Genomic DNA, 16,423 nt, shown 5'->3' on the forward strand with positions numbered 1-16,423 from the left:
AAAACTAAAGCGCGTCGCCGACGCGCTTTAGACAGGTTCGAAGACAATGACGCGCCGCTCCGGATCGGCCGAAACAAGCCTTAGCGTCAGGCCATCGCCCTGCCTGAACCCCGAGGCCTTCACATTCGCAACGACAGGCATGTCCGAGAGCTGAACGCGCACACGCTGATCACCGACGTCGGTGACGACGGCCTTGAATGTTTCACCCATGCGCCCCCTCAGCATCACCGACTCGGCAAGGTCGATGGCCGCGTGGTTGATCTGCGAGGCGCGGGCGCCTGCGCCGCCCATCACCTTCGGCAGTCTGGAAAACGCCTCGGTAACGGCTTGCGGCACCGGCTGGCCGTTGGCGATGGCCAGCACGCAGCGCACGACGTAGCGATCGGCCAGCCGCCTCAGGGGCGCGGTGGCGTGGGCATAGGTCGCGGCCATCGCCTCGTGCCAGGGGACAACGCCTTCCTCATAGGGTTGGTAGGACGCACCGGAGCCGGCGCGGCGGATTTCCAGCATCAGCGCTGCCTGTTGCCTGTTGGTCGGATCGAGGGTTCGCTGATAGTCGGGCAGGCTGGTCGAAGGAGGCCAGGACAGGCCTAAGGCCCGTGCCGCGCTGCGCAGTCTTTGTACTTTGGAAGCATCGGGCGGCGCCATCACCCGGAACAAGCCGGTCCGGTGTGCCAGCATGGCGTCGGCAATCGCCATGTTGGCGGCCAGCGAAAGTGCTGCGTTGTCTTGCTCGGATTGCAGCAGCGGTCTGAACGCAAGCTGGAACGTGCCATCGGCAAGCTGTTCCACCTCCTGCTCGGGCGGGTCGACGCGCGAAGCGCCGCGACGGTCTTCGGCCGCCGCCATGCGCCGCGCGATTTCGGCGAAGCCGACTGGGACGTCGGCGGCCTGCACGCTGTCATAGGCGAGCTTGGCGCGGCTTTGAATGATTGCCCGCTCCGCGCCATCCAGCCTTACCGCTCCGTCGACGGCGATCCGGACCGTGAAGATGACAGCCGGACGCGGACCGCCGGGCAGCAAGCTCGCGGCGCCCTCGGCAATGACCCGGGGATAGAGCCCGGCCTTGCCGTCCGGCAAATACAGGGTTTCGCCCCGCGCCCAGGCTTCGCGATCCACCGCGTCGCCGTCCGCGACGAACCAGGCTACGTCGGCAATCGCATAGTGCAACAGAAGGTCGCTACCGCTCGCTTCGATCGAAAACGCTTGGTCAAGATCGGTGGAAGCCGCGGGATCGAGCGTCACGAAGGGCATCGCCGTGCGGTCGGCATGCTGGTCGGGCACGCGCCTGGCCGCCGTCTGTGCCATGGCCATTACATCAGGGGGAAATCCCTCCGGCACATGGAACTCGGTGCGGATTTTCGCGAGGCCGGTGGCGAGTGCCTGCGAGGGATCGTTCAACGATTTCATGGCGCCGTCCTACACCGGCGTTGCGGGCACGGGAAGGTGGTTTGCCGGCAGTGCCGGCCGACCATGGGCAGGCATGAGCGCGGAACGGAAGTTGACCGCCAGCGCTGGAACCGTCGCCGGAGCGCAACGTTTCTTCCTCTGGCAGCAAAGGAGAAGCCGATATGCCTGCAACCTCAAAAGCACAGCAAAAGGCCGCGGGCGCAGCCCTGTCGGCCAAGCGCGGCGAGACCAGGAAGAGCGAACTTCAAGGCGCGTCGAAGTCGATGTACAATTCGATGAGCGAAAAGCAGCTCGAGGAATTCGCAGAGACCAAGCGCAAAGGCCTGCCGGAGAAGAAATCGGCAGACTGAAACCTTGAACCGAGTCGATAAACAAAGCCCGTGGCCGAAACCACGGGCTTCTCGATTCAGGCCAAGCCCGAAACTCCTGTCGTCACCAGCAGCGCTTCACCTTGTAGCGGATGACCTTCTTGTGGCCATGCCGCCAGATGACCTTCTTCACCACGACATGGCAGGTCTGACGATGCTTGTGGCCCTGCCAGTGCTTGGCCATCGCTGGCTCGGGCACCGCGATCGACATCGTCCCGGCCATGACGGCTGCACCGACCAACGAGAGGAAAAACTTCTTCATGCGACTTCGGGCTCCTTTGGCTCCAGTCCATTCCTAAATGCCGTCGGCGCAACAACCTCCCGCGGCATCCGGCACGGCACTCAACGCCAAAGACGTGATATGGTTGCCGGGCCCAGCGCCAGCGACGCGCTTGACTCTGCTCAAATCTCCGTTTATCGAGCGCACCAACACCGGGCCGCAATGCCCGGTTGTTTCTTTTGCATGGCAGACCCGGGAAAGCAGGTTTATCGTTTCCTGGGTTTTGTCTAGACTGACGTGTCCCGTGGGTTTTCCGCCGCGTTGCGTGGGAAAACCCTGTCAGGCCTCGAAAACGGAGGCCAGAGGAGGGCGCGTTTCCTTCACCCGGACCATGAGGCTCCGGGTGGTTTGTTTTGAAAGGGAATGCGATGAGCAAGCGCGAATCCGCGAAGTACAAGATCGACCGCCGTCTCGGCGAAAACATCTGGGGCCGCCCGAAGTCCCCGGTCAACAAGCGTGAATACGGCCCCGGCCAGCACGGCCAGCGCCGCAAGGGCAAGCTTTCCGATTTCGGCCTGCAGCTGCGCGCCAAGCAGAAGCTGAAGGGTCACTATGGTGATGTCTCCGAAAAGCAGTTCCGCAAGGTCTATGAAGAGGCTGATCGCCGCAAGGGCGACACCTCCGAGAACCTGATCGGCCTGCTCGAGTCGCGTCTCGACGCGGTCGTCTACCGCTCCAAGTTCGTGCCGACCATTTTCGCGGCTCGCCAGTTCGTCAACCACGGCCACGTCAACGTCAACGGCAAGCGCGTCAACATCGGCTCGTACCGTTGCAAGCCGGGCGACGTCGTCGAAGTGCGCGAAAAGTCGAAGCAGCTGGTCATCGTGCTGGAAGCGGTCGGCCTCGCCGAGCGCGACGTGCCGGACTATATCGAAGTCGATCACAACAAGATGGTCGCGACCTTCTCGCGCATCCCCGGCCTGGCCGACGTTCCGTTCGCCGTGCAGATGGAGCCGAACCTGGTCGTCGAATTCTATTCGCGCTGATCGATCGCTTTTCTGCGATACCGGAAAGGGCCGCCCGTCGAGGCGGCCTTTTCTTTGTCGGCCATGTCCGCTAATCCGGCACTCTCGGCTATGGAAAGCGACAAGCCATGAATATGCTGGCAGACATCGAAAAAGTTGAACCGATTGCTGAAGGCGGCTTCCATCCGCTGTTTGCCGACGTGCCGTCATCGGTCGAGTTCAACAAACTGCGTAAGCGGCTGTTGCGGTTAACCCGTCAGGCGGTCGAGGATTTCGCCATGGCGAGGCCCGGCGACCGCTGGCTGGTGGCCTTGTCCGGCGGCAAAGATTCCTACGGCCTGCTCGCCGTGCTGCTCGATCTCAAATGGCGCGGCCTTTTGCCGGTCGAGCTGCTCGCCTGCAATCTCGACCAGGGCCAGCCGAACTTTCCGAAGCACATTTTGCCCGATTACCTCAATGCGCATGGCATCGCCCATCGCATCGAGTATCAGGACACCTATTCGGTGGTCACCGACAAGCTGCCTCAGGGCAGCACCTATTGTTCGCTGTGCTCGCGGCTGCGGCGCGGCCATCTCTATCGCATCGCGCGCGAGGAGGGCTGTTCGGCGCTGGTGCTCGGCCACCACCGCGAGGACATTCTCGAAACCTTCTTCATGAATCTGTTCCATGGCGGCCGCCTTGCCGCCATGCCGCCAAAGCTGCTCAACGACGACGGCGACGTCATGGTGCTGCGGCCGCTGAGCTACTGCGCCGAGGTCGATCTGGAAAAATTCGCCGCCGCTATGAAATTCCCGATCATTCCCTGCGATCTCTGCGGCAGCCAGGAAGGCCTGCAGCGCAACGCCATGAAGGCGATGCTGGACGATATGGAAAAGCGCATGCCGGGCCGCAAGGACACGATGCTTCGCGCGCTGTCCAACACCAGGCCGTCGCATCTGCTCGATAGAAAGCTGTTCGACTTTGCCGCCCTCAATGGCAGCCTCAGCACAGGACAAGACATTTCCGATGATATTTGACGACCAAGCGATCGACTGGCTGGCCGAGCTTCTCGCCGATGCAGCCAGGGCCGAAATCATGCCACGCTTTCGCCGGCTGGGCGAGGGCGACATCAGACAGAAGACCTCGGCTGCCGACCTGGTGACCGAGGCCGACATCAACGCCGAGCGGCTGATCACGGCCAGGCTGCGCGAGCGCTATCCCACGGCGATGATCGTCGGCGAGGAAGCCTGTTCCGACAATCCGGCGCTGCTTCAGGGGCTCGGTGATGCCGACCTCGCCTTCGTCGTCGACCCGGTCGACGGCACCTTCAACTTCGCCTCCGGCGTGCCGCTCTTCGGCGTCATGCTGAGCGTCGTCGTCAAGGGCGAAACCGTCGCCGGTATCATCCATGACCCCGTAGGCCGGGACTGGCTGATCGGCGCCAAGGGCGCCGGCAGCCATATCCGCCATGCGCATGGCGCGCTGGAGACGGTGCACGTCGCCGATGCCGTGCCGATCTCACAGATGACCGGCTCCGTCTCCTGGCAATATCTGGCGGAACCGCAACGCTCGCTCCTGGCGCGCAACCAGACCAAGACCCTGTCGCAGTTCGGCTATCGCTGCGCGGCACATGAATACCGTCTTCTGGCCAGCGGCCATGCCCATTTCGTCGTCTACAACAAACTGATGCCATGGGACCATCTGGTCGGTGTGCTGATCCACGCCGAGGCCGGCGGCTACACCGCGCGGATCGACGGCAGCGCCTATCTGCCCTCGCATATCGACGGCGGCATTCTTGTCGCCCCGGACAAGGAAAGCTGGCAGGAGTTGCGCAGGGAACTCTGGGCGCAATAGGTCCAACTGCTGGTAGGGCTTTCGTCAAGTATATTGGCTCTGTTATAGTGTCCAATCTCTCGCGAAGTCGCGAAATGAAACATCGGTCCGCAATTGTTGCAACGGCGCTTGCACTTGCCTTGGCCGCCGCTGGCGCTACTGAGGCAAGATCGCAGGAACGCGCGTGCGGCAGTCGCGATCCCGTCGATACCATAGACGAGATGTTTTCCGCGATCTTTGCCTTGGCAGCCGCCGCCTGGAAGTGCTGGCATGACCCTGACGCTGAGTTTCTCAATTCGCAAAAACGGCACGCTGATGGGCAAACCGCGCGCCACCTTTTCGCATATGGGAGACGATGCTGCGCTCAACCGGGTCTTCGTCACGTCCGTGCTCGAAGCGCTCGACAAGGCTCTGCCGATGCCGCTGTCGGACAGCATGGGTGGCGCCATCGCAGGGCGCCCGCTGTTCCCTCGTTTCACGGCAGTGATTGGCGGCGCATCCTGAAACGCGTCGCATAAAGGTGGATGCGGTTTTGAGACCAACAATCTCAAGGCGCGTCGCTCAATGCAGGTCGGTGACGTGCCCTGAAACGGGTGGGTTGTGCGGCTGGAACATCTTGCCGCGCTCGGCGATCAGGATCATCAGCAGGGCCGCAACCGAGACGCTGCAGAACCCTGCGGCCAGCGGCGTCACCGTGCCGTTGAAGGCCTGGCCGATCAGCGTACCGAGAATGCCGCCGAGAAATGTCTGCATGAAGCCCAGGATGGACGACGCCGTGCCCGCCAATTGCCCGAGCGGCTCCATTGCGAGCGCGTTGAAATTCGCGCCGAGCCCGCCGAAAGGCAGCATCGCAGAGGCAAAGAAGGTGATGAACAGCCAGAGCGGCATGTCCATTTCCAGCGAGACGACCAGCCAGGCAAGGCTGATGCACAGGAACAGAAGCAGCGCGCCTTGCGACAGCCGGCGCATGCCGACCCGTCCGACCAGCCGCGAGTTGAGGTAGTTCGAGAAGGCCAGCACGCCCGCAACGCCGGCGAAGATGACCGGGAATAGCTCGCCGACGTGGAAGATGTCGATATAGATCTGCTGCGCGGAGATGATGAAGCCGAACATGGCGGCGAAGATGAAGGTGCTGGCGAAAGCATAGCAGAGCGTGAGGCGGTTTGTGAGCACGATGCGGAAGCCGTCGATCACCGAAGAGACAGTCAACGGCCGGCGATGTTCGGGATGCAGAGTCTCCGGCAGGCGCAGCAGCGACCACGCCGACACGATCAGCGCCCCGACCGCCATGGTGACGAAGATCCAGTGCCAGGTTGCGAACAGCATGATGACCTGGCCGATCCCGGGCGCGATCACCGGGATGGCCATGAACACCATGAAGATCAGCGACATCACCTCGGCCATGCGCCGGCCGTCGAACGTATCGCGCACAATCGAGACGGCGATGACGCGTGTGGCGGCAGCACCGATGCCTTGCACAAGCCGGCACAGCAACAGGATGGCGAAGGACGGGGCGATGGCCGCGGCCGCGGCCGCCACGACATAGATCGCCAGCCCGGCGACCAATGGCGCGCGGCGTCCGAACCGGTCCGAAATCGGCCCGAAGAAAAGCTGTCCGCCGCCGAAGCCGAGCATATAGGCGGTGATCACATATTGGCGGTGGTTTTCATTTTCGACGCCGAGCGTGGCGCCGATTTGCTGCAGTGCCGGCAGCATGATGTCGATGGCCAGCGAGTTCAACGCCATCAGTGCCGCGCACAGCGCGATGAATTCCCAGCGCGGAATAGGCAATTTGCGTGCCTGTTGCGGCGCTTTTGCTGGCTGGTCCACGGCGGGTCCGATCTTCAAAACGAATATGCGCCGGCATGCCGGCGCATAAGTTCGTCCTCACTCCGATAGGGGGAGGTAACATTTTGCCGGGGCGGGGCTGCCCCGTCTCAACTCAGAATCAGGCTGTCGCTTTGACGCTGACGCCCTTGTCGACGAGCAACGTCTGCAGCTCGCCCGCCTGGAACATTTCGCGGATGATGTCGCAGCCGCCGACGAATTCGCCCTTGACGTAAAGCTGCGGGATCGTCGGCCAGTTCGAATATTCCTTGATGCCCTGGCGCAGTTCGGCCGAGGTCAGCACGTCGACGCCCTTGTAGTCGGCGCCGATGTAATCGAGGATCTGGACGACCTGGCCGGAAAAGCCGCACTGCGGAAAACCGGGCGTGCCCTTCATGAAAAGGACGACGTCGTTGCCCTTCACTTCGCTGTCGATGTAGTCGTTGATGCCGCTCATGAGATATCCTTTCACGCCTGTGGGAGTCAGGCTCGAAGCATAGCCATCAAATAAACCCATAGATGGGCCGAAACAAGATGTTTGCGCCGCCGTCGCGGAAATGGCGCAAAGGATCGCCTGTCTTGGGCCAAGCATCCGAGCCGATTGCAACCTTCGGAACATGATGAAAAGACGATATGGCGCCGCCCTTCCGATCGCCATCCTGCTGGCGGCGATTGCCGTTGTCTGGTGGCCGAGACGCCCGGAGCCGCCGCCGCTGGTCATTGGCGGGACCTGCCCGCGCCTTGCCGGAATGTCGCCTTCGAGGCGGTGACCTATGTCGTTTGCGAGATCGATCTTCGCGCCGACAGCATCGGTGTTTTCCACGCCGGCGCCGATGGCAAGCCTTTTGGTTCGCTCGAAGCCTTCGACAAGGCGGTTGCGGGCGAGGGGAGGCCGGTGCTGCTCGCCATGAATGGCGGCATGTATCACGAGGATTTGTCGCCGGTCGGGCTCCTGGTCGAGGACGGCAGCGAAAAGTCACGGCTCAATCTTGCCGACGGCGAAGGCAATTTCTTCCTGAAACCGAACGGCGTTTTTCTGGTGGGCAAGGACGGCAAGGCGGCTGTCATGGAAAGCAACGCCTATGCGGTCACCAAACGCGATGTTGCCTTCGCCACGCAGTCCGGCCCGATGCTGGTGATCGATGGCAAGATTCACCCACGCTTCGAGCCGAACGGAACCTCGCGCTACATCCGCAACGGCGTCGGCGTGCGCGATGAAAACACCGTTTTGCTGGCGATCTCGCGGTCTGAGGTCAGTTTCGGCAGCTTTGCGCGGCTGTTTCGCGACGCGCTACAATGCCGCAACGCGCTGTTCCTCGACGGCGCGGTCTCCGCGCTGTCGGATGGAAAAGAATGATCGTCGGCGGAAAATACCCGGCGGGCCCGATCATCTCAGTGTCGGCGAAGCCGATCACGTCAGTGTCGGCGAAGCAGCCGCAGAAACAGTAGGCCAGTCTGGCTTCAGTCCGGCACGCTGGTCTGCACGGCCAGCGCGTGCAGCACGCCGCCCATATTGCCCTTCAGCGCATCATAGACCATTTGGTGCTGCTGGACGCGGCTCTTTCCGCGGAAGCTTTCGGCCACCACTTCGGCTGCATAGTGATCGCCGTCACCGGCGAGGTCGCGGATCGTCACCTTGGCGTCCGGAATGCCGTCCTTGATCAGTTTTTCGATGTCGTGGGCATCCATTGCCATGGGAAAATCCTGTTCTGGGCGGCTAGGCACGAGTGACTCGGACGGCAGCCTAAAGCCTTTCTGGTCCGGGTTGAAGCCGTTCTGTCGGCGACGCAGTGTCTAAGGGCCATCCTGCCGGGGGTGAACCACACCATCTTCGGTAATGTCGTCGCGGGTCGAGAACCCCCGGCCAAGGCTGAACACCAGGACATAGAGCGGGATGTTGAGCGCCAGGTTGATAATCGGGAGATAGCTGGTCATCTGCCACAAGGGCGAAAAGAATGGTTGGCCATAGCCGTCGCAGATCAGCGATGACCCGTATTCCCACAGCGCGCCGGTAATGACCGCAATGGCAAAGAGCTTGATGCAGGTGGCGACATGCCTTGCGCGCGCCGGGTTCGGCAAAAGGCGGCTCCACAGCACCAGGCAGACGATGGGGATCGCATAGATCAGACTTTGCAAGGCCAGCATCTGCAGTGTGCCATTGGCCGCCTCAATGAACTGGTCACGCCTTTCCAGCAGCGGACAGACCTCGCTCGAGGTCGTCGACAGCAGGAAAAAGACGAACGGCCCGAGGAACCAGAAGAAGAACAGCGACGGCCAGAAGACGACTGCGATCAGCGTCCGGGCTGCCAGGCTGGTCAAATGGACTTGTCCATGAAGTTCGGGAACCAGCCTTCGTGGGCGGCGGTCAATTCGCTGACCGGGATCGCCCTGGCATCGCCGAGCTTCAGTTCGTTTCCACCGGTCGAGCCGATCCATGGCGCAAAGATGCCGAGCTTGCTCTGTTCCTCGCGGATGGCGTCCCATTCCTTGCTCTGCGGATCGACGGACAGCGTCAGCAGGTAGCGGCCCTGGTCTTCGCCGAACCAGACCGGGATCGGGTCGGTGCCGGCGAGCCCCGGAATGGTGGCGCCGATGCCGGACGCCATCGCCATTTCGGCCAGGGCTATCGCCAAGCCGCCATCGGAAAGGTCATGCGCCGCGGTCACGACGCCCGACGCGATCAGCGCGCGCACATGGTCGCCGACGCGCTTTTCATGCGCGAGGTCGACGGATGGCGGCGGCCCGTCGGTACGGCCATGGATGTCCCTGAAATAGGCGGACTGGCCGAGATGGCTGCCCCAGCTTGCGGGTGCGCCGACCAGCAGGATCATCTGGCCCTCGGCGGCAAAGCCGATACGGGTCATCTTCGACCAGTCGGCAATCAGCCCGACGCCGCCGATGGTCGGCGTCGGCAGGATGCCCTGGCCGTTGGTTTCATTGTAGAGCGAGACATTGCCCGACACGATCGGGAAGCCGAGCGCGCGGCAGGCATCGCCAATGCCTTTCACCGCGCCGACCAATTGGCCCATGATCTCAGGCCTTTCCGGATTGCCGAAATTGAGGTTGTCCGTCGCCGCCAGCGGCAGCGCGCCGGTGGCGGTAAGGTTGCGCCAGCATTCGGCCACAGCCTGCTTGCCGCCTTCATACGGGTCGGCCTCGCAATAGCGCGGCGTCACGTCGGAGGAGAAGGCGAGCGCCTTGGTCGGATGGCCTTCGACGCGCACAACGCCGGCGTCGCCGCCCGGAAGCTGCAGCGAATTGCCCTGGATCAGCGTGTCGTACTGCTCCCACACCCACCGGCGCGACGACAGGTCCGGCCCGCCGAGCAGTTTCAACAGCGCATCGGCGACATCGGCCTTCGGAGCATCGCCGGCGGCAAGCGCTGCAGGCTTCTTCGGCTCGACCCAGGGGCGGTCATATTCCGGCGCCTTGTCGCCAAGGTCCTTGATCGGCAGGTTGGCGACCTCGTCACCCTGGTGAATGACGCGGAAGCGCAGATCGTCGGTGGTCTTGCCGACAATGGCGAAGTCGAGGCCCCATTTGTGGAAGATCGCCTCGGCTTCCTTTTCCTTTTCGGGGCGCAGCACCATCAGCATGCGCTCCTGGCTCTCCGACAGCATCATCTCATAGGCGCTCATGCGCTCTTCGCGCACCGGCACCTGGTCGAGGTGAAGCTCGATGCCGAGGTCGCCCTTGGCGCCCATCTCGACCGCCGAACAGGTGAGGCCGGCCGCACCCATGTCCTGGATGGCGATGACGGCGCCGGACGCCATCAGCTCAAGGCAGGCTTCGAGCAGGCATTTTTCGGTGAAGGGATCGCCGACCTGCACGGTCGGGCGCTTCTCGTCGATCTTGTCGTCGAACTCGGCCGAGGCCATGGTGGCGCCGCCGACGCCGTCGCGGCCGGTCTTGGCGCCGAGATAGACGACCGGCAGGCCGACGCCCTTGGCTTCCGACAGGAAGATCGCATCGGTCTTGGCGAGGCCCGCGGCAAAGGCATTGACCAGGATGTTGCCGTTGTAGCGGGCGTCGAAATTGACCTCGCCGCCGACCGTCGGCACGCCGAACGCATTGCCGTAGCCGCCAACGCCGGAAACCACACCGCTGACCAGGTGCCTGGTCTTGGGATGGTCGGGTGCGCCGAAGCGCAGCGCATTCATCGCCGCAATCGGCCGCGCGCCCATGGTGAAGACATCGCGCAATATGCCGCCGACGCCGGTCGCCGCACCCTGGTAGGGCTCGATGTAGGAGGGATGGTTGTGGCTCTCCATCTTGAAGACGACGCAGTCGCCATCGCCGATATCGACCACGCCGGCATTCTCGCCCGGACCCTGGATGACCTGAGGCCCGGTGGTCGGTAGCGTGCGCAGCCATTTCTTCGAGGATTTGTAGGAGCAGTGCTCATTCCACATCGCCGAGAAGATGCCGAGTTCGGTAAAGCTCGGTTCGCGCCCGACCAGGTCGAGGATGCGCTGGTATTCGTCGGGCTTCAGCCCATGCGCGGCGATGAGTTCCGGGGTGATCGGCACGGAATTGGAAATGGTCATGGGCGGCGATTGATGTCCATGGAAGAGGGGAATTTGAGTCCCCTCATATCGCAAGCTTTGGCGTGATACACCCCATTGGATGACGAAAAACGCCGGAAAACCACAGGGCGACGATGGTAGCGGGGAGCCGCTGGGGAACGCTATGGCATCCCGGCCGTTAGGCCTCAAAGCAATCAGGAGATTTCGACATGGCCACCAAGCAAGGCAAGAAAGACAATCGCCTCTCCGACAAGGAGGCCATGCATATTGCCGAGACCACCGACGTTTCGCCCAAGCAGGCCAAGGACCTGGCCGAGAAGCACGGCAAGGACAAGGGCGCGAAGGAAGCCAAAAACTTCAAGGCAGAGGGCTGAACCTAAGATCGGTACGCAGGGGCACGGTTTAGCGCCAACGATTCAGGACGAACTGTCGTAGCCGGCGCGGCCTTCCTCCAGCAGCCGCCGGATCACCGCGACGCCGCCGGTGATGTCCTCGCGCCGCCTTGGCTGCGAGACGCCGAAACGCACGCCGTGAAAAACCTGCTCGGAACGCCCCGCCTTGAACTCGTCCTCGTCGTCGAGGAGCACGCCATTTTCGAGGCATGCGCTCCTGAACGTGCCGGACAGCCAGGGATCGGGCAGCGTCAGCCAGACGAAGGGCACGCTGCCGTGTGACTTGAAGGCGAAACCGGCCAGTGTCTCGCGCACGATGGCGATCCGGGTGGCAATTTCGGCAATGCTGCGTTTGCGGATATCGCCAGCCTGCCCTGACAGCACCAGCCGCGCATTCACCTCCGCCAGCAGGAACGGCATCCCGCCGGTCATCATCTTGTGGGCGACTCGGATGCGATGGCGATAGGCGGGCGGGCAGGAGAGCCAGCCGCCGCGAACACCTGCCGCGACCGATTTCGACAGACCGCCGGCGACAATGGTGCGCTCGGGTGCATATTCGGCGATGAGCGGCGTCGGATCTTCGGTCAGGCTGCCATAGAGATCGTCCTCGATGACGATGACATTGTACGCGCGCGCGACACGAGCGATCGCCTCGCGGCGCGAAACCGACAGGATCGCCAGCGTCGGGTTCTGCACCGTCGGCATCAGGAAGATCATCTTCGGGTGCTTTTGCGCGCAGACGCGTTCGAAATCCTCGGGATCGAGGCCTTCTTCGTCCGATGCCACCAGTGCTATGCGCCGCCCGATCAGCCCGGCGCTGCGGGCGATCTGCGAATAGGTGAGGTGCTCGAAGGCGACATAGTCGCCCGGTGTGGTCAGTGCCGCAATCGCCGCCATCACCGCGGCATGTGTGCCAAGCGTGGGAACGATGGTGTCGGCCGCCGGACGGAACGAATTGCGCGACAGCCAGCGGGCGCCGGCCTCGAACCAGCGCTCCGGAAAATCCCTGGTGTAGCTCGAAATCTCGTGCGGGTGATCCTGCACCGTGCGCGAGAGCATGTCAGCGACAATGGCGCCCTGGCCGATGTCGGGCGCGGCAGTGCTGTCGAAACGCAGCTTGCCGGGCGGTGCATCGACATAGCGCGTGCCTTGCACGGCCGGCTCGGCGAATTCGGGTGACGCCGCTTCCGATTGCTGCGCCAGCACATAGGTCCCGCGACCGACTTCGCCGCTCACCAGGCCGCGCTCGCGCAGCAGCTGATAGGCTCGGCCGATCGTGCCGACCGTCGTGCCGATATCATAGGCGAGATCGCGCTGCGGCGGCAATTTTGCCCCGGCATCGATGACGCCCTTGTCGATGTCCGACTCGATGCTGTCGGCAAGGCGCTGGTAAAGCGGGCCGGAACCGATGGTGAGGTCAGGGAGCCAATTTGTCATGGTGACAATTCTGTATATTGCACCAGATCGGGTGTCAATGCATATCAGAACCGTACCAAGATGGGTACAATTTGCAAGGTTGGCAGAAAGACAATGGATACAATCGAGACAATCCGCTGCGCGGGCATTAAATTGGTCGGGCCGGCCAGCCGGCGAGGCTTTGTCGGCCGGATCGTGCACGTGGTCAGATCGCTGGCGCGATGGATCGACGTGCTGATCGAGCGCCGTCGCGGCCGCCTGGCTTTGCTCGAAATGACCGACGAGCAGCTCAGGGACATCGGTGTGTCGCGTGACGACGCTCACCGCGAAGGCATCAGGCGATTCTGGGACTAACTTGTAGTCTGGTCAGCGGCGTGTGCCCGGAGCCCTGAGGCGTGAGACGCCCTTGTCGGCAAGCACGGCGAGGATGCACAGCACCAGGAAAACACCGGTGACGGCCAGCGCCGCAAGGGCGACGTTGGCCGCGCCGTTTTTCGCAACGTCGAGGAACGGGTAGGGCACTTCGCCTGCGATCGGTGCGCGCGCCAGCGCATAGGCGAGATAGGCGATCGGATAGGCCATCCACCACGAAATGTCGCTCCAGCGTGTCCTGCCGTCAGCGCCTGCAACAAGCCACCACAGCACGAACAGCACCGGCGTCACATAGTGCAGCAGCACGTCACAGAGCAGGAACAGCCCCTGCGGCTGCCAGAGCTGCGCCAGAACTGTCGCGTAGACGATGAAGACCAGGGCGATGGAAGCCGCCACGCCCGCCCGCATCCGCGGCCCGGCAAAGGCCGGCAGCCAGGCGTAGCCCGAAGGCGACAGCAGCGAGACATGGACCAGCACTGCACCGATGTTGGTCAGGATGGTGAAGAAGCTGAACAGAAAGACGATGGAGCCGAGAAAACTGCGGCCGGCTTCCATCGATGCCGGGATGGTGATGCACGCTTGCAGGACAAGCCCGGCCAGACCGATGATCAATCCCGCAAACTGCAGGAAGCGGCCCATGGCGTCAGGCGGCCGCGTTGCAGGAGGGGTTGCCCGTTTGCCAGCGCGCAATGTCGGATCCGATGCGCGCGCCGAGCGGATCGTCCATCAGCGGACCGAACACGTCGACGCGGCTGGAATTGCCTTGCGCCTGGACGACCAGCAGCGGCTTGCCGCCATAATGCTTGGCCGGCACCAGCAGGAAGCGGGGCGTGCCGCTGAACGAATTCAGCTCATTGGCCATCTGATAGGATTTGAAGGCGGGATCCTTGCTGGCGATCCAGCATTTGTGGGCCGATATCGCTACCTGTTCCATGGCCAGCAGCGAAGCGCTCTTGCCCGTGGGGACCGGCGCGCTCTTCGGGCTGGACTGGCAGGACGCCAACGCCAAGCCGGCAGCAGCCAGGGGACCTAGGCGAACAATCGTCAGTCTCATGGTCAACCGCCCCCGCGTTTTGAAAGGAATTCGAAGAGATATCAGGCGGCGATGCCGAGTGCGCCTTCGAACAGCGCCCGGCCGTCACTGCCGCCATGCGCGGCCTCGATCAGGTTTTCCGGATGCGGCATCAGGCCGAGCACATTGCCCTTCTCGCTGATGATGCCGGCAATGTCGTTGATCGAGCCATTGGGATTGGTGCCTTCGGCATAGCGGAACACAACCTGTCCTTCGCCCTCGAGGCGCGCAAGCGTGTCGGCATCGGCGAAATAATTGCCGTCATGATGCGCAACCGGCGTGCGGATGATTTGGCCCGGCTGATAGCGGCGGGTGAACATGGTGTTGGCGTTGGCGATCTGCAGCTTCACCTCACGGCAAACGAATTTCAGCGAAGCATTGCGCATCAGCGCGCCGGGCAGCAGGCCGGCCTCGACCAGAATCTGGAACCCGTTGCAGACGCCAATGACCATGACGCCCTTGGCGGCCTTTTCAGCGACTGCCCGCATTACCGGCATCCGCGCGGCAATCGCGCCGCAGCGCAGATAATCGCCGAAGGAGAAGCCGCCGGGAATGGCGATCAGGTCGACATCGGGGATTTCGGTGTCGGTCTGCCAGACGGTCGCCGGCGCCTGCCCGGAAATCTTGGTCAGCGCCGCAATCATGTCGCGGTCGCGGTTGAGGCCGGGGAGAAGAACGACAGCTGATTTCATATCAAGCGATCTCCACCGCGTAATTCTCGATCACCGTATTCGCCAGCAGCTTGTCGCACATGGCTTTCAGATCGGCTTCAGCCTTGGCCTTGTCGGTCTCTGAGAGCTCGAGGTCGAAGACCTTGCCCTGCCGCACCTGGCCGACGCCGCCGAACCCCAGTCCGGACAGAGCGTGCTCTATGGCTTTTCCCTGCGGGTCGAGCACGCCGTTCTTGAGGGTGACGGTGATGCGGGCCTTGATCATGCTGGACAGGTTCCTGTTCGAAGACTTAGCAATTCCAGGAAAAGTGTGAAGCGGTTTTCCGTCCGGAATTGCGTCAAGAAATGAAGACTTAGTGCGGCTTGCCTTTGAGGCCGTCGGTCGAGGCGACGAGCACCGGGCCGGTCGGGCGCGGCGGCTCGTTCTCGTTCATGATGCCAAGGCGGCGGGCAACTTCCTGATAGGCTTCGACGAGGCCGCCCATATCGCGGCGGAAACGGTCCTTGTCGAGCTTGTCCTGCGTTGCCACGTCCCACAGCCGGCACGAATCCGGCGAGATCTCGTCGGCAACGACGATGCGCATCATGTCGCCCTCGAACAGGCGGCCGCATTCGATCTTGAAATCCACGAGTTGGATGCCGACACCCATGAACAGGCCGGAGAGGAAGTCGTTGACGCGGATGGCCAGCGCCATGACGTCGTCGATCTCCTGCGGGCTTGCCCAGCCGAAAGCGGTGATGTGCTCTTCCGACACCATCGGATCGTCGAGCGCATCGGCCTTATAATAGAATTCGATGATCGAGCGCGGCAGAACGGTGCCTTCCTCGATGCCGAGGCGCTTGGACAGCGAGCCGGCGGCGACATTGCGCACCACCACTTCGAGCGGAATGATCTCGACTTCCTTGATCAACTGCTCGCGCATGTTGAGCCGGCGGATGAAGTGGGTCGGAATGCCCATGCGGTTCAGATGGTTGAAGATGTACTCGGAAATGCGGTTGTTGAGCACACCCTTGCCGTCGATGACCTCATGTTTCTTCTTGTTGAATGCGGTCGCATCATCCTTGAAGAACTGGATAAGTGTGCCCGGTTCCGGTCCCTCATAGAGGATCTTGGCCTTGCCTTCATAAATGCGGCGGCGATTTTTCATCTGATTTTTCTCTGGATTTGCGGGCAGGCGGCAAGCGACCAGTTCCTGTCCGTCTGCCTAAATTGGTGCGGCGACGGGTGGGGTTCAATGCCGGGTCTATCCCAATCACAGCGTTTGCTCAATCGGCAAATCCTTTCCATCGACCGCTTTCAGGAATGAAATGC

Annotated in this window: 21 protein-coding genes; 8 read left to right on the forward strand and 13 right to left on the reverse strand. The window is 62.6% G+C overall.

The genetic code is table 11. The annotated features are described in order from the left end of the window. Positions 1-27: 27 nt before the first annotated feature. Positions 28-1,410, reverse strand: coding sequence for an RNB domain-containing ribonuclease (locus NKI88_RS01290; protein ID WP_352653567.1), 1,383 nt, complete (start codon positions 1,408-1,410; stop codon positions 28-30). A gap of 161 nt (positions 1,411-1,571) precedes the next feature. Between NKI88_RS01290 and NKI88_RS01295 the strand changes: the two genes are divergently transcribed. After that, on the forward strand, positions 1,572-1,760 hold the full coding sequence (locus NKI88_RS01295) for a DUF3008 family protein (protein WP_023684876.1): 189 nt from the start codon (positions 1,572-1,574) through the stop codon (positions 1,758-1,760). 82 nt (positions 1,761-1,842) lie between these two features. On the opposite strand, the gene NKI88_RS01300 is transcribed toward NKI88_RS01295, so the two are convergent. Beyond that, positions 1,843-2,040, reverse strand: coding sequence for a hypothetical protein (locus tag NKI88_RS01300; protein ID WP_352653568.1), 198 nt, complete (start codon positions 2,038-2,040; stop codon positions 1,843-1,845). A gap of 386 nt (positions 2,041-2,426) precedes the next feature. Between NKI88_RS01300 and rpsD the strand changes: the two genes are divergently transcribed. The 4 genes from rpsD to NKI88_RS01320 all read left to right on the forward strand — a co-directional run bounded on the left by rpsD (position 2,427) and on the right by NKI88_RS01320 (position 5,339). Beyond that, positions 2,427-3,044, forward strand: a complete 618-nt coding sequence (rpsD, locus tag NKI88_RS01305; protein WP_023669107.1) for a 30S ribosomal protein S4 — start codon at positions 2,427-2,429, stop codon at positions 3,042-3,044. Positions 3,045-3,151: 107 nt separating this feature from the next. Then, positions 3,152-4,039 carry a tRNA 2-thiocytidine(32) synthetase TtcA gene (gene ttcA, locus NKI88_RS01310; RefSeq protein ID WP_352653569.1) on the forward strand — a complete coding sequence of 296 codons (888 nt, stop codon included), beginning with the start codon at positions 3,152-3,154 and terminating at the stop codon, positions 4,037-4,039. Continuing rightward, complete coding sequence (locus NKI88_RS01315; RefSeq protein ID WP_023684879.1) at positions 4,029-4,856, forward strand: inositol monophosphatase family protein; 828 nt, start codon at positions 4,029-4,031, stop codon at positions 4,854-4,856. The genes ttcA and NKI88_RS01315 overlap by 11 nt, the downstream gene beginning before the upstream one ends. Positions 4,857-5,105: 249 nt before the next feature. After that, the gene (locus NKI88_RS01320) at positions 5,106-5,339 is read left to right on the forward strand and encodes a UCP034077 family protein (protein ID WP_352624574.1); all 234 of its coding nucleotides are present in this window, start codon (positions 5,106-5,108) and stop codon (positions 5,337-5,339) included. Positions 5,340-5,396: 57 nt separating this feature from the next. Here the strand turns inward: NKI88_RS01320 and NKI88_RS01325 are convergent, their stop codons facing one another. Both NKI88_RS01325 and grxD read right to left on the reverse strand, forming a co-directional pair. Beyond that, positions 5,397-6,665, reverse strand: coding sequence for a multidrug effflux MFS transporter (locus NKI88_RS01325; RefSeq protein ID WP_352653570.1), 1,269 nt, complete (start codon positions 6,663-6,665; stop codon positions 5,397-5,399). Between the two features lie 118 nt (positions 6,666-6,783). Continuing rightward, a complete protein-coding gene (gene grxD / locus NKI88_RS01330; protein ID WP_023669102.1) occupies positions 6,784-7,119 on the reverse strand; it encodes a Grx4 family monothiol glutaredoxin in 336 nt (111 codons plus the stop codon). A gap of 228 nt (positions 7,120-7,347) precedes the next feature. Here grxD and NKI88_RS01335 point away from each other — a divergent pair, with 228 nt between their 5' ends. Further along, the gene (locus NKI88_RS01335) at positions 7,348-8,019 is read left to right on the forward strand and encodes a phosphodiester glycosidase family protein (protein ID WP_352653571.1); all 672 of its coding nucleotides are present in this window, start codon (positions 7,348-7,350) and stop codon (positions 8,017-8,019) included. A gap of 104 nt (positions 8,020-8,123) precedes the next feature. Here the strand turns inward: NKI88_RS01335 and NKI88_RS01340 are convergent, their stop codons facing one another. From NKI88_RS01340 to purL, 3 genes are all read right to left on the reverse strand, one after another. Then, positions 8,124-8,357 (reverse strand): BolA/IbaG family iron-sulfur metabolism protein, encoded by a 234-nt coding sequence (locus NKI88_RS01340; RefSeq protein ID WP_352653572.1) that lies wholly within the window; start codon positions 8,355-8,357, stop codon positions 8,124-8,126. A 99-nt stretch (positions 8,358-8,456) separates the two neighbouring features. After that, positions 8,457-8,981 carry a hypothetical protein gene (locus NKI88_RS01345; protein WP_023669100.1) on the reverse strand — a complete coding sequence of 175 codons (525 nt, stop codon included), beginning with the start codon at positions 8,979-8,981 and terminating at the stop codon, positions 8,457-8,459. Beyond that, positions 8,978-11,209 (reverse strand): phosphoribosylformylglycinamidine synthase subunit PurL, encoded by a 2,232-nt coding sequence (gene purL, locus NKI88_RS01350; RefSeq protein ID WP_023743135.1) that lies wholly within the window; start codon positions 11,207-11,209, stop codon positions 8,978-8,980. Before purL ends, NKI88_RS01345 begins: the two co-directional genes overlap by 4 nt. A 188-nt stretch (positions 11,210-11,397) precedes the next feature. Here purL and NKI88_RS01355 point away from each other — a divergent pair, with 188 nt between their 5' ends. Further along, positions 11,398-11,562, forward strand: a complete 165-nt coding sequence (locus NKI88_RS01355) for a hypothetical protein (protein ID WP_023669098.1) — start codon at positions 11,398-11,400, stop codon at positions 11,560-11,562. 42 nt (positions 11,563-11,604) lie between these two features. Here NKI88_RS01355 and NKI88_RS01360 read toward each other — a convergent pair whose 3' ends face one another. Beyond that, the gene (locus tag NKI88_RS01360) at positions 11,605-13,017 is read right to left on the reverse strand and encodes an aminotransferase-like domain-containing protein (protein ID WP_352653573.1); all 1,413 of its coding nucleotides are present in this window, start codon (positions 13,015-13,017) and stop codon (positions 11,605-11,607) included. 93 nt (positions 13,018-13,110) lie between these two features. Here NKI88_RS01360 and NKI88_RS01365 point away from each other — a divergent pair, with 93 nt between their 5' ends. Next, positions 13,111-13,350: a DUF1127 domain-containing protein gene (locus tag NKI88_RS01365; protein WP_023684886.1), complete on the forward strand. Its 240-nt coding sequence runs from the start codon at positions 13,111-13,113 to the stop codon at positions 13,348-13,350. A 12-nt stretch (positions 13,351-13,362) separates the two neighbouring features. Here NKI88_RS01365 and NKI88_RS01370 read toward each other — a convergent pair whose 3' ends face one another. The 5 genes from NKI88_RS01370 to purC form a co-directional block, all read right to left on the reverse strand. Continuing rightward, positions 13,363-14,007: a Pr6Pr family membrane protein gene (locus tag NKI88_RS01370; RefSeq protein WP_023684887.1), complete on the reverse strand. Its 645-nt coding sequence runs from the start codon at positions 14,005-14,007 to the stop codon at positions 13,363-13,365. A 4-nt stretch (positions 14,008-14,011) separates the two neighbouring features. Further along, positions 14,012-14,422 carry a hypothetical protein gene (locus NKI88_RS01375; protein ID WP_023669094.1) on the reverse strand — a complete coding sequence of 137 codons (411 nt, stop codon included), beginning with the start codon at positions 14,420-14,422 and terminating at the stop codon, positions 14,012-14,014. 41 nt (positions 14,423-14,463) lie between these two features. Further along, entirely contained in the window at positions 14,464-15,132 is a 669-nt protein-coding gene (purQ, locus tag NKI88_RS01380) for a phosphoribosylformylglycinamidine synthase subunit PurQ (RefSeq protein ID WP_023684888.1), read from the reverse strand. Position 15,133: 1 nt separating this feature from the next. Next, entirely contained in the window at positions 15,134-15,376 is a 243-nt protein-coding gene (purS, locus tag NKI88_RS01385) for a phosphoribosylformylglycinamidine synthase subunit PurS (RefSeq protein ID WP_023669092.1), read from the reverse strand. A gap of 88 nt (positions 15,377-15,464) precedes the next feature. Further along, entirely contained in the window at positions 15,465-16,259 is a 795-nt protein-coding gene (purC, locus tag NKI88_RS01390) for a phosphoribosylaminoimidazolesuccinocarboxamide synthase (RefSeq protein WP_013532127.1), read from the reverse strand. Positions 16,260-16,423: the final 164 nt, after the last annotated feature.

It is taken from the genome of Mesorhizobium sp. M0317, from assembly GCF_040321555.1.
Lineage (GTDB): Bacteria > Pseudomonadota > Alphaproteobacteria > Rhizobiales > Rhizobiaceae > Mesorhizobium.

Excerpts from the sequence above, each read along its gene's own strand:
- NKI88_RS01290 (WP_352653567.1), bottom strand. The coding sequence starts at position 1,410 with ATGAAATCGTTGAACGATCCCTCGCAGGCACTCGCCACCGGCCTCGCG.
- NKI88_RS01295 (WP_023684876.1), top strand. The coding sequence starts at position 1,572 with ATGCCTGCAACCTCAAAAGCACAGCAAAAGGCCGCGGGCGCAGCCCTG.
- NKI88_RS01300 (WP_352653568.1), bottom strand. The coding sequence starts at position 2,040 with ATGAAGAAGTTTTTCCTCTCGTTGGTCGGTGCAGCCGTCATGGCCGGG.
- rpsD (WP_023669107.1), top strand. The coding sequence starts at position 2,427 with ATGAGCAAGCGCGAATCCGCGAAGTACAAGATCGACCGCCGTCTCGGC.
- ttcA (WP_352653569.1), top strand. The coding sequence starts at position 3,152 with ATGAATATGCTGGCAGACATCGAAAAAGTTGAACCGATTGCTGAAGGC.
- NKI88_RS01315 (WP_023684879.1), top strand. The coding sequence starts at position 4,029 with ATGATATTTGACGACCAAGCGATCGACTGGCTGGCCGAGCTTCTCGCC.
- NKI88_RS01320 (WP_352624574.1), top strand. The coding sequence starts at position 5,106 with ATGACCCTGACGCTGAGTTTCTCAATTCGCAAAAACGGCACGCTGATG.
- grxD (WP_023669102.1), bottom strand. The coding sequence starts at position 7,119 with ATGAGCGGCATCAACGACTACATCGACAGCGAAGTGAAGGGCAACGAC.
- NKI88_RS01340 (WP_352653572.1), bottom strand. The coding sequence starts at position 8,357 with ATGGCAATGGATGCCCACGACATCGAAAAACTGATCAAGGACGGCATT.
- purL (WP_023743135.1), bottom strand. The coding sequence starts at position 11,209 with ATGACCATTTCCAATTCCGTGCCGATCACCCCGGAACTCATCGCCGCG.
- NKI88_RS01355 (WP_023669098.1), top strand. The coding sequence starts at position 11,398 with ATGGCCACCAAGCAAGGCAAGAAAGACAATCGCCTCTCCGACAAGGAG.
- NKI88_RS01360 (WP_352653573.1), bottom strand. The coding sequence starts at position 13,017 with ATGACAAATTGGCTCCCTGACCTCACCATCGGTTCCGGCCCGCTTTAC.
- NKI88_RS01365 (WP_023684886.1), top strand. The coding sequence starts at position 13,111 with ATGGATACAATCGAGACAATCCGCTGCGCGGGCATTAAATTGGTCGGG.
- NKI88_RS01370 (WP_023684887.1), bottom strand. The coding sequence starts at position 14,007 with ATGGGCCGCTTCCTGCAGTTTGCGGGATTGATCATCGGTCTGGCCGGG.
- NKI88_RS01375 (WP_023669094.1), bottom strand. The coding sequence starts at position 14,422 with ATGAGACTGACGATTGTTCGCCTAGGTCCCCTGGCTGCTGCCGGCTTG.
- purQ (WP_023684888.1), bottom strand. The coding sequence starts at position 15,132 with ATGAAATCAGCTGTCGTTCTTCTCCCCGGCCTCAACCGCGACCGCGAC.
- purS (WP_023669092.1), bottom strand. The coding sequence starts at position 15,376 with ATGATCAAGGCCCGCATCACCGTCACCCTCAAGAACGGCGTGCTCGAC.
- purC (WP_013532127.1), bottom strand. The coding sequence starts at position 16,259 with ATGAAAAATCGCCGCCGCATTTATGAAGGCAAGGCCAAGATCCTCTAT.